The 11901-nt window shown below is 38.8% G+C and carries 7 protein-coding genes and 1 pseudogene; 4 read left to right on the top strand and 4 right to left on the bottom strand.

Features of this window, described 5'->3' with window-relative positions:
• Positions 1-676: 5'/3'-nucleotidase SurE (surE, locus tag VB694_RS12780; protein WP_323360698.1), on the bottom strand; the 676-nt coding region annotated here is incomplete at its 3' end.
• A 110-nt stretch (positions 677-786) separates the two neighbouring features.
• On the opposite strand from surE, the gene psb32 reads away from it, so the two are divergent.
• Positions 787-1527, top strand: a complete 741-nt coding sequence (gene psb32, locus VB694_RS12775) for a photosystem II repair protein Psb32 (protein WP_323360697.1) — start codon at positions 787-789, stop codon at positions 1525-1527.
• A 105-nt stretch (positions 1528-1632) separates the two neighbouring features.
• Here psb32 and VB694_RS12770 read toward each other — a convergent pair whose 3' ends face one another.
• The 3 genes and pseudogenes from VB694_RS12770 to VB694_RS12760 all read right to left on the bottom strand — a co-directional run.
• Positions 1633-2016: a DUF4346 domain-containing protein gene (locus tag VB694_RS12770; RefSeq protein ID WP_323360696.1), complete on the bottom strand. Its 384-nt coding sequence runs from the start codon at positions 2014-2016 to the stop codon at positions 1633-1635.
• Positions 2017-2092: 76 nt separating this feature from the next.
• On the bottom strand, positions 2093-3274 hold the full coding sequence (locus VB694_RS12765) for a GNAT family N-acetyltransferase (protein ID WP_323360780.1): 1182 nt from the start codon (positions 3272-3274) through the stop codon (positions 2093-2095).
• A gap of 284 nt (positions 3275-3558) precedes the next feature.
• Positions 3559-3853, bottom strand: a pseudogene (locus VB694_RS12760) (dihydrofolate reductase family protein); the annotation flags it as partial.
• A 223-nt stretch (positions 3854-4076) separates the two neighbouring features.
• Here VB694_RS12760 and VB694_RS12755 point away from each other — a divergent pair.
• From VB694_RS12755 to VB694_RS12745, 3 genes are all read left to right on the top strand, one after another.
• A complete protein-coding gene (locus tag VB694_RS12755) occupies positions 4077-6095 on the top strand; it encodes an ATP-binding protein (RefSeq protein WP_323360695.1) in 2019 nt (672 codons plus the stop codon).
• 384 nt (positions 6096-6479) lie between these two features.
• The gene (locus tag VB694_RS12750; RefSeq protein WP_323360694.1) at positions 6480-9203 is read left to right on the top strand and encodes a substrate-binding domain-containing protein; all 2724 of its coding nucleotides are present in this window, start codon (positions 6480-6482) and stop codon (positions 9201-9203) included.
• Positions 9204-10114: 911 nt separating this feature from the next.
• On the top strand, positions 10115-11800 hold the full coding sequence (locus tag VB694_RS12745) for a potassium channel family protein (RefSeq protein ID WP_323360693.1): 1686 nt from the start codon (positions 10115-10117) through the stop codon (positions 11798-11800).
• Positions 11801-11901: the final 101 nt, after the last annotated feature.

The raw sequence follows: 11901 nt of genomic DNA, 5'->3' as shown, positions 1-11901 counted from the left end.
CTTTTAACTGAGTAATCGCAATATTACCAGAAAAACATATATCTACATCACTCCCAGGAGTACGATCGCGTTTACCATATTCACCTGCATAATAAAAATTATCGCCATCTATTCGATAATTAACAGGTAAAGGTTTGGTACAAGGTTCACAAAAGACAACTTCAGGATCAGCATCTTCTGGTAGAAGATGGGGTAAATTAACATTCCAAAAGCTACCACTTACTAAAGGTAATTTCAGTAAATCTGCTATTATATCTGATGTCCATTTAGCAGCTAAATCCCAATTGTAATCTAGTTTCCCTTTGCGATATTGAGAAATGGCAATTCCGGGAATACCGTGCATTGCAGCTTCTCTGACAGCAGCGACAGTACCGGAAATATACGCATCAACACCCAAATTACCACCAGCATTAATTCCTGAAAGCACAAATTTGACATCTGTACAAATTTGTGTAGTTGCAATTCTCACGCAATCTGCGGGAGTACCAGCAATAGCATACTCAAATTCAGAACGGCGTTGTAGTTTAATTGGTGCATCTGTTGTTACTTGATGTCCACAACCAGACTGATGTTCTAATGGTGCAGCGATAATTACATTTTTGCTGTTTATCGCTTTTAGTAAGGCTTGAATACCTGGTGCGTCGATGCCGTCATCATTGGTTAAGATGATTGTCATGGTTGTAAAGTTACTTTGAGCGCAAACAACAGAGAATTATCCTGGGATGAGATGCTTTTGATATAGGTTCTGTAGTATTTTGATTGCTAGAGTGTCTTAGGATTCATTTCATGAAACAGCTACTCAAGCAATTATTTAGTAGTCACACATACCTCACCCGTCTCATTTTACCTGTATTGGTAATGATGATGATGGCTATTTCTGTCTTTGCCACACCAGCTTTTGCTACAGGTGTATATCAAATACCCAATCTGACACCAGATACCTGGGTTGTGGATGAAGGTGACGTTATTAGCCGTTTCAATGAAGGTCAAATTAGCAGTGCTTTCAAAGACTTGGCCCAGGAAACTGGTAACGAAGTCAGAATTGTGACTATTCACCGTTTTGACTATGGAGAAACACCGGCAAGTTTCGCCAAAGGACTATTTACTAAATGGTTTCCTACAGCAGAAGCGCAAGCAAATCAAGCTATTTTGGTAATTGATACTCTTACCAATGGCGCGACTATTATTAGTGGGGATCAAGTTAAATCTCTTTTGACTGATGAAATAGCTAATAGTGTCACCGAAGCAACACTAGGTGCGGCATTACGGGCTGGTAATAAATATAACCAAGGATTATTAGACGTGCGCGATCGCTTAGTTGCTGTCATCTCCGGTAAACCCGATCCCGGTCCACCTGAAGAAAAACAAACCATACAAGTAGAAGGAACATTTACCAAAGCGGAAGACACCGACAAAAACAAGGGTAATTCCACCGCTTGGGTAGTAGGACTGTTAATTGCTGCCACTGTCATCCCAATGGCAACTTACTACATTTATCAAATCAATCAACCTTCAAATGAGGCGTAGATAGGTGATTTGGGGATTAGGGATTAGGAATTAGGTAAATAAATTTTTCCTAGTACCCAGTACCCAGTCCCCAGTCCCCAGTCCCCAGTCCCCAGTCCCCAACCCCTAATCCTGTACGTACTCCTTCTCTGTCACCAAAGCCAATTCAGCCCGGACAAATTCCCGCCCCAAATAAGCCGCATGATCTAGAAAACTAACGGGACAAGGTTGAGTTTGTTCAAAAATCTGCACACATAACTCTTTAGCAGTCCGGCCGCTAAATACTGTAGTGTTAGTTCTTTCTACTTTACCCCGTGCTGGAATCACCTTACCTGTTTCTGGATCTACAGCCAAACCACGTTCATCAATTACATTTGTAAAATGCTTGGCATAAATTAACCGTTCATTTTTGTCGATGTAAATAATAAAATAACCATTCGGATCAAGGTCAATATGACGCTGAGAAAGTTTATCATCAATCGCCGTTAAATCATCAATTATTAAATCCATACTCATGCTAAAAAAAAGAAATTATTTCCACAGTTGTTTACATTACAACTCAAGTGTAATTCTTTAGCTACCTTTTTTAACCATGATCTTGACTAAAAGGTAACTCTGCATTAATTTCCTTCATTTCTTCCTCTTCCATTTCATTCACCTCTAGGATATAAGGACGCAAAATTTGTCCTAAACGATGATTGTAAAATCGGTGCAGACTGTGATTAGGTTTAGCTGGAAAACCGCGCCGTTTCTTGTGTCTGCCTCCTGCACCGGGATCAAAACTTTGAATACCGTGAGAGATCGCCCACTCAATCGGTGCATAATAGCAAGCATCAAAATGTAAGCAATCTATTTCTTGGAAACTTCCCCAATAGCGGCCATATAACCTATCATCCTTAAATAAACAAAAGGACATCCCCACAGGTCGATGCTGATCTTCCTGATGATAAGCAGCGAAAAATACGACCCGATGACGATAATTATGGTAAAGTTGCTCAAAAAATCGCTTTGTCAGATACTTACTACCCCACCAGCCGAACTTATCGCAAGTATCAGCATAAAAATCATACATCAACGGAAACAGCGACTTAGGAATCTCTTCACCAGTGACTGCTTGCAGTCGTAAACCAGCCTTTTCTACAGCCTTACGTTCCCGTTTAATATTCCGTCTTTGATTTGCATTGAAAACTACTAAATAATCATCAAAAGTTTGAAAATCAGCATTTTCCCAAATATAACTATGGTGTAACCAACTGGTAAAACCTTGTCTTTCTAAGATAGGCCGCCATTGGGGATCAACATACAGAAAATGACAACCAGAAATACCATGTTTGAGACAAAAAGTATCAATCTCATGTACCATCATGGCGGTAATTTCTTCTTCATCTTCCCCAGATGCAATTAAAAAGCGATAGCCTTCCGCCGGGGTAAATGGCGACATTCCCAACATTTTGGGATAATATTCTACACCGATCCGAGCAGCTAAATCAGCCCACTGATGATCAAACACAAATTCACCCTGACTATGCCCTTTTAGATAAAGTGGGGCAGCAGCAATTAACGTTCTATCTCGCCATAGCGTCAAGTGATTTGGCAACCAACCTGCGTTTGCTGTAGCACTATGAGAAGTTTCCATATTATTCAGCCAGTCCCATTCCAAGAACGGGGTTTTGAGTGGCATCGCCAAAGCATCCCAAGCGGCTTGAGGAACTTCAGCAATTGTATGAGTCCAAACTACAGAATAGTTAGATTTGATTTGTTTTACCATCGTGTGGTTATCAATAATATTTGTATTTGATGCAAGTAGGTCAACATAATTAAACATAACTTGAATGGTAAGGATTCAGGTGAGGCGATAAGATCCCCGACTTCTTTTGTGTATTGTGTCCATAAATGATAAATTGATCTTAGAAGTCGGGGATCTGGGTATAACGATTGCTATAACTGAATACTTACCTTGAATGTAATATAACCTCCCAATATGGTTTTACTGCTGACTGTTGACTGCTGAATGCTAAAATTACACCCTTCTGTAGTGGTAAGCAACTAGCGTTTAATATCCGGATTTAGGCTTCCAGAACTCGAAAACACTATATGAACCGGCTGGAGAGATTTATTTTCTGTTTTCTCTGTTGCAGCAATATTGGATGTGATACGGTAAGTGTTGTACCGTAGACACGGAGGGTTCTAGCACCAAATAAAACTGCATCAAAGCCAGCGATTTGTTTTTCCAGGTAGGCTTTATCAACCCCTGAGCCAAACCGAGCAGGCATCGCACCAAATCACCTATCTTGCCATCTGCACTCATGTTCAAACCCACTGTGGGATGAGGACGATGTTGCTTCATGTTTTATCAATTTCACCTCTGTCTGGATCAATATGCCACACCAATTGTTACTACATCTACGATCTCAGAAATTTAGGATCTTTAATTTCTTTTTACCAAATTACAATTTGATACTTTTCACAAATTCCCATCAAATTTCCATCACTTTATAAAATGTCTCATTTAGTTATTCTAATTGCATATCTTGATTATTGTGGTTTGCAGATAAGAAGTGAGACACTCGATGGCTAATTCCCGTCAATCATCCTTTCGACGAATTTTAGTAACCAGAATATTACTGGTATTTGTCCCAGTTTTATTGACTGGGGAAATGGTAGCACTTAATAAGGCGCGTTCTAGTTTGTTGAACACGGCTCGGCAAAACTTAACAGATAGTGCTATCAATAAAGGTGAAAAAATCAGTGATGCGATCGCCGCACTGAAAACAAATTTACTGAGTGCCAGTCAAACAAGAGCAATTCAGTCTGGTTCAGCAACTAAAGCTGAAAAATTTATCACTCAATTAGCCCAAGAATTACCTAACAAAATTGATTGTATTCAACTGAAGCACCTGCAAAAAAATAATCGCATAAATCCAATTATTGTTAGTAGTTGTGGTGATAAGACTATTACAGAACAAGAATTATCATTTACCAATGATGAAATTAAAATTACAGCTATTTTACCACCAAAACCAGGGACAACTGGTAAACGTAATCCGGAAAATCAACTGCAATTGCTGTTATCAGCCCCAGTTTATAATCAACGAGGAAATTTAGCTTATGCCTTAATTATCAAAACTACATTGCATAAATTAGAAAATAAACAAGGCTCGTTCATAGGTTCTTTAGTAGTTATTGCTGAAGATGGTACTATTTTGGCACATCCATCACCGGAAACGGTAGGAACTAATATTAAAAATTATGCCGATGCTCAACAACTACAAAGCGTAATTAAAAATGCTCTTCAGGGAAATAATGATTCCATAAATTTTAATTTCAGCGATGGTAAAGAATCAGTCGCCGGTTATACAGCAATCTCTAATCCCATTACACAACAGCAACAACAGAAATGGGTGATCTTAGCTGTCACTAGTGTCAAAGATGCACTGCAGGGTTTAGATGAAATCAAACTCATCCTCATTGCTTTAACAGTTGGTTTAATTGGGGCAAGTTTGTTAGCATCTTTATATTTAGCGCCCTACCTAGCAAGTCCTCTAGAAGAACTCAGAGACTACGCTTTAAATATTCATAGTCACCATGCTGCACAACCCGTACCCCGTAACTTTAAAATCCGGGAATTTAATCAATTAGCTCAAGCAATAGATCAAATGGTTGAAAGACTCAAAGCATGGGCAGAAGAACTAGAAATAGCTTGGAAAGAAGCCAAATCAGCTAACATTGTCAAAAGTCAGTTTTTAGCCACAACTTCCCATGAATTGAGAAACCCACTGAATATTATTATTAACTGTGTGCGTTTAGTTAGAGATGGTTTATGTGATGACAGAGAAGAAGAATTAGAATTTCTCCAACGAGCCGACGAAACAGCAATTCACTTATTAGGTATTATTAATGATTTACTCGATATTTCTAAAATTGAAGCGGGTAAACTCTCGGTAATAATCTCACCTCTAGAATTGCGCCAATTGCTATTAGAAGTCATTAACTTACAATCAGTTAACGTCCAACAAAAAGGATTACAATTAAAATGTGATCTAGGTAATGAAATCATCCCAGTCAAGGCAGATGAAGTAAAACTCAAACAAGTCCTAATTAATATTATTGGTAATGCGACTAAGTTCACTGATCAAGGTAGCATCATTATTAGTACCAAAATTCAAGAACAGAATGGCAAACCTTATGTTATTGTTTCTGTGCATGATACAGGTATAGGCATTGATCCCGACCAACAACATAAACTATTTCGTCCCTTTGTCATGATCGATGGTACAACCACACGTAAGTTTGAAGGTACTGGACTGGGATTGGCAATTTCCCGCAATTTAATCGAACTGATGGGAGGAAAAATTACCTTGGAAAGTTTGGGTTTACATCAAGGTACAACGGTAAAAATCATATTACCTTTGATTGATATATCTTTATTATCTGCCTCAGAGAAAAATGAAGATATATTGAATAATGAACGCACCTCTATTGATGAAGTTAAAGACAGAATTCCTTCTAACTTACCGCAGCAAGAACTTGCAGAAACTGACAGTTTTCAACAACCTAATATAAATGCCCAAAAGCATACAAGTAGGTAAGGGACTTTCAAATAAAAAAACACTCAACCACCTAACGCAAAAAATCTCTCAAACCCTTATTCCTCTGCGTCGCGCCAGTTGCTGCCTCTTTCAGAGGAGCTTCGCTAACAAGTCGGGAAACCCCCAAGACCGGACTGCTTCACCAACGCACTGGCTTCTCTGCGCCTGGAGCGGTTAGTCAATCCGGGATAATTTATTTTTTGGAAGTCCCAAATACTACTGTTATAATAGCTCAGTAACAAAACAGTATATATTTATTTAAGTAACTGAAGTTACTAGGGATAAACATAACCAAGGATGTATAATTAGCCCGTCTCCTCTGTAAAAAAAAACATCTTGAGAACTGGCCCGTTTGACTATTTATTTTACCTTCATAAGGGGCGTATGTGGAAACAAGAGAAAAACGATAGTGTAATTGTTCATCTGGCCTTATCACTGGCCTTAGCTACCACCTCACTGGCAGCAAATTTCTTAGCATCAGTACCTGTTCTCGCAGAATCAACACCTAATGTTCTGACTTTCCCACTACCGCAAACAGTGGAAAGTGGCACTAAAGTGCGGCTTGATGGTTCCATGAGTTTGATTATGATCAACCAAAGCCTCAAAGATAACTTTGAAAAACAGTTCTCTGGTACACAGGTTGAAATTGGGGTTAATGGTACTGATGCGGCAATTACAGCTTTGCTTGATGGCAAAATTGATATAGCTGCGATCGCTCGTCAACTCACCCCAGCAGAAAAATCTCAAGGTCTAGAGCAAATTCGCTTACACAGAGAAAAAATAGCCATCATTGTTGGTATAAACAACTCTTTCCCAGGCAATTTGACTAGTAAAAAATTTGCCCAGATTTTTCGGGGTGAAATTACTGATTGGTCAGAACTAGGAGGTCAACCTGGTAAAATTCGATTTATTGATCGCTCCCCAACCAGCGATATTCGTAATTCCTTACGTGATTATCCAGTCTTTCAGTCTGGTGAATTTTCAACTGGTGCTAACGCTACTCAAGTAGCTGAAGATAAAACTGTCCAAATTATCAAAGAATTAGGTACAGACGGCATTAGCTATGTCACAGCTAATCAAGTATCAAAGCTACCTGATGTGCGAATTCTCAAAATCCAGAATATCACACCAGATAATTCCCAATATCCCTTTTCCCAGCCTTTAGTTTACGTTTATAGGCAAAATCCTAGCCCAGCAGTAGCTAGTTTTCTTGGTTTTACCACCGCACCTATAGGACAGAAAGCGATAGAATCAGCTAGAGACGCGGAAGCATCGGCGATCGCTGCTAGTGCATTGCAAAATCTTACTGTAGAAACTGCAACAAGTTCCACACCAAAGGCTCAATCTGTAGCAACTCCTGCACAAACAGAAACCTTACCTACCACAAATAATTCTGGTAATCAGCAGCTTGTAAATCCTTTTGAAGAGAGAAATACAGCATTGTTGATTGTCTTATCTTTATTCCCAACGGTTGGTATAGGAAGCTTTTTTACTTGGTGGTTGAAGAAAAAACAACAATCAGCAAATCAACAAATAGCTCCACTGAAAACATCAACTCTAAGCCCATCAATTACGGAACTAAAACCAGCAGACCCCGACGAATACAACATTATTTCCCCGGTTAATAATACTGCACTCACTAACGGCAAATCTCAATCGCATCACAATATCAATGTAACAGAAAGAGAAGTTTTAGCTGACAATGCAAAAATAGTAACGGCAAAAGACACAACCGCAGACACAGAAATTGCCAATAATCTTGATATTGCGGCTCAAATTATTTATCTAGATTGTGGGGAAGTTGTATGGGATATAGAAGCACCAGTAGCTGTTGTTAATACCTCCTATCCCTCAGTTCCCAACGTTCCCGAAATAACATTCAATAATTTAGAACTCCCAATAGATGAGTTAACCACTTCTCTATTAGAATTACTAGATGAATCAGTAGAGTCTTCCACTCAGAATTCGACCATATCCCTGTCAGAATTACTAGATGAATCAGTAGAGTCTTCCACTCAAAATTCAGCCATATCCCTGTCAGAATTACTAGGTGTGCCGGCAAATTTAACCGAACCTGAATCTAACACTTCTCTATCAGAATTACTAGATGTGCTGACAAATGCAACCGAATCTGAATCTAGCACTTCAGTGTTGAAATCAACGCACTTTTATACAGAAACTTCTCATGAAGAATCCAGCACTTCTCTATCAGAATTACTGGGATTGACACCAGACGAAGAAGAATTAGATGCAGAACTGATTACAGATGAAGCCAAAAATTCATTACCTGATTTACTCAATCAGCTAGAAGAAGTCTTCAATACCTTAGCAGATGAGGCTGAACTCAAGTTTGATTTAGCAGAAGAACTCTCTTCCGACTTATCTATTTCATCTCATCTTCCAGAAACAACGATTAAGGAGACAACCTTAGAGATAGACGCAAAGACAGAAAAAATATTTAGCCCTGATGGCATTCCAGAACATTCCTCATTAGAAACAAAGACGCAAACTCAGACTACAGGAGTTGTTAGTTGGTCAGATATGAGAGGAGACAGTAGTATTGTCTTCACACCTCGTACTCCCAAATGGGCTTATGTTTCTTGGTATGTTTCTGAAATTCAGAAAGAAGCAGTCAGGAAACAAAAAGGGACTTTTTTGGCAGTGCGACTCTATGATACCACTGATATTGATCTCAGTTATCAAATTCCCCATCTAGTACAGCAATATGAATGTGAGGAAGCAGTATGCGATTCTTATGTAGCTATTCCCACAAGCAATCGTGACTACATGACTGAAATTGGTTATCTCACTGATAATAATAGTTGGTTGTGCATAGCTCGTTCTGGTAAAGTTCGTATCTTCAATCGTCCAGGGACAGACTTCTGGTTCATCGCAGATACTGAGCTAGTTATTCATGGTTCAACAGAACCAGGTGCAAACGTGACTGTTGCTGGTCATAGGATTAAAGTCCAATCTGATGGTACTTTTCATTTACGCGTTCCCTTCTCAGATCGTTTACTTAACTATCTGATGACGGCCACTACTGCGGATGGAGAACACAGCATAACTATTCTGAAGAAATTTTTTCAGGAAACTTCAGAAAATTAAAATCAACTTAAAACCTAATACCCAGATCCCTGATTTCATCAATAAACAGGGGATCTATATCCTCAAAGTTTGATGTTTAATGAGTGGTTGTTAGATGATCTTATGGGTACATTAAGTTTAAATTTATCACCACAAAAAGAGAGTGGGAGGAGGCATTATCAAGCGCCGTTCTCTCCCACTCTACTATTTGCTGCTGAAGCGATTCAGGAATATACACATAACGCCAATCGTTAATTAGGGGGGTAATTTAAACTTTAACGATAACGTCTCTACTCAGTGATTGTCCCTCTTGCAGCAAACTTTCATTCTATTTAATTGTCTGACAAACATAACAGGAGCTTGAAGCTAATTTATTTAACCTTTGAGCAACTGCCTTGCTTTCGTTTGTCTCATTTAATTTAACTTGCTTCATTTGCCTGTGGTTGCCAAATTGGCATTTTTCTAAAAATTTTTTATTGTTCATTGCTAACATTTGACTTGAGCAATTTTTGTTCATACCACTGGCAAAAGTACCAGGTAAAAACAAAGAGACTGTTAGTAAATCACTGGGGGGTAAGACCCATCATCGGCATTAGCATTCGATTTCCAGGGCTTTTAACACACTTGATTTATGAGTTGATAACAGATTTAAAAATAAGTTTATCATGCAACATGAACATTTCTAGTATGAGGGGTTTAACCCTTCATTGTTAATTTTTAATTACCCACAGGATATATCGTGTGTTCAGTTACAATTCTATTTAGAGAAATCAGGCAAAAATAGAGATCAATACAGGGTATTGCGGGTAAATGAAGTAAATAATCTAGTGACAAAGCTTTAAACCAAGAGAATTTTACTCCTGACTCCTGTACAGGCGAACGGCCGTTCGCCCCTTCTGACTCCTGAATTCTTACAATTATGCTGCTGTTTCATGAAACCTCGAATTATTGTTTGCGGCTTAGGACGTACCGGATATAAAATCTTTCGTCTGCTGAGACAACAGGGTGCGTTGGTTGTTGGTATTCATCGCAAACCTATACCTGGAGAAGCTACGGGAGATGTAATTGTTGGTGAATTATGTGCAGCTTCTACCTTGCAAGCAGCAGGGATTCAACAGGCACATACTTTAGTGATTGCTGGTTCTGATGATGCCATAAATTTGTCAATTATGATGCAAGCGCGGGTATTAAATCCTCACATTCGGATTATTAACCGTTTTTATAATATAAATTTGGGTGAACGTTTAGACCACACTCTGATAGACCATTTAAGTATGAGTGTTGTCGGTTTGGCTGCACCAGTATTTACTTTTGCAGCTTTGGGAAATCAAGCAATTGGACAAATTAAATTATTTGATCAGACTTGGCCAATTCAGGAAGAATATATTCATGAAGATCATAATTGGAGAGGTAGAAAAATCAGTGATTTGTGGGAAGATAAGTCACGGATGTTGATTTATTATCTACCTGTAGTTGGGAAGATAAATCTAGTAACAGCAGTATTAGCAGAACAACGTTTAAAAGTTGGCGATCGCCTAATTATTGGTACTCAACCCCGCATTAATAACTCACGCAAATCATGGGGAAGAAAACTATTCAAAATCTTCACAAGTATCAGGCAGTTTCAGAAACACGCCAGATCAGTTCTAGTAATGGCTATGGCGCTGGTAGTAATTATTCTACTAGCTACATTCACCTTTGTTTCAGCTAAATTAAATATCTCATTTGTTGATGCTTTATATTTTGCTGTTGGCATGATTACAGGTGCTGGTGGTAATGACAAAGTAGTAGAAAACGCACCCAATAGCATTAAATTATTTACCGTTTTCATGATGCTGGTTGGAGCAGTAGTCTTTGGTATTTGGTATGCTATGATTACCGATTTTGTCTTAGGAACTCGCCTCAAACAATTTTGGGATGCAGCCAGAATTCCCCAACGTAATCATTATATTGTCTGTGGTTTAAGTGGTATTGGCATTAGAATTATTCAGCAACTTCACGCTGGTGGCCATGAAGTAGTAGTAATTGAAACCGATCCTAATAATAGATTTGTCAACACAGCTAGAGGAATGAGTATTCCTGTAATTCTTGCAGATGCAAGTTTCCGCACAACTCTACAAACAAGTAATATAGATACCGCCGCCGCAGTTTTAGCTGTTACTAATAACGATGCTACTAATTTAGAAATTGCCCTTAAAGCCAAAGGTTTAACACCGAAAATTCCTGTTATTGTTCATTACGCTGATCCTGATTTTGCTGGGATGGCACAACAAGTATTTGATTTTGAAGCTGTATTAAGTCCAGCAGAATTAGCAGCACCGGCTTTTGCTGCTGCTGCCCTGGGAGGTAGAATTATTGGTAATGGTATTATCGCTGATAATTTATGGGTTGCTTTTGCAACTTTGATTACTCCTAACCATCCTTTTTGTGGTCAATGGGTAAAAGATGTAGCTAGATATGCCGATTTTGTGCCTTTATATGTAGAGACAAATCACCAAACTTTACACGGTTGGGATTTGTTAGATACTAACCTGAGTGCGGGAGATATTTTGTATATGACAATTCCGGCAAATCGGTTATATCAATTATGGCGTGAAGAGCAAGAGATGGTAAGTTAGACTGGAGGAGGTGACAGGTGACAGTGAAGAGAGCGAAGAAATAATAAGTAATTATCTGTTCCCTGTTCCCTGTTCCCTGTTCCCTGTTTAATGACAGGTAA

The organism is Anabaena sp. UHCC 0451 (assembly GCF_034931405.1).
Taxonomy (GTDB): Bacteria; Cyanobacteriota; Cyanobacteriia; order Cyanobacteriales; family Nostocaceae; genus RDYJ01.
This window is presented reverse-complemented; position numbering and strand designations above follow the sequence as displayed.

What these genes read in the sequence shown, in the direction of transcription:
- psb32 (WP_323360697.1), top strand. Translation starts at nt 787, where the DNA reads ATGAAACAGCTACTCAAGCAATTATTTAGTAGTCACACATACCTCACC.
- VB694_RS12770 (WP_323360696.1), bottom strand. Translation starts at nt 2,016, where the DNA reads ATGGATTTAATAATTGATGATTTAACGGCGATTGATGATAAACTTTCT.
- VB694_RS12765 (WP_323360780.1), bottom strand. Translation starts at nt 3,274, where the DNA reads ATGGTAAAACAAATCAAATCTAACTATTCTGTAGTTTGGACTCATACA.
- VB694_RS12755 (WP_323360695.1), top strand. Translation starts at nt 4,077, where the DNA reads ATGGCTAATTCCCGTCAATCATCCTTTCGACGAATTTTAGTAACCAGA.
- VB694_RS12750 (WP_323360694.1), top strand. Translation starts at nt 6,480, where the DNA reads ATGTGGAAACAAGAGAAAAACGATAGTGTAATTGTTCATCTGGCCTTA.
- VB694_RS12745 (WP_323360693.1), top strand. Translation starts at nt 10,115, where the DNA reads ATGAAACCTCGAATTATTGTTTGCGGCTTAGGACGTACCGGATATAAA.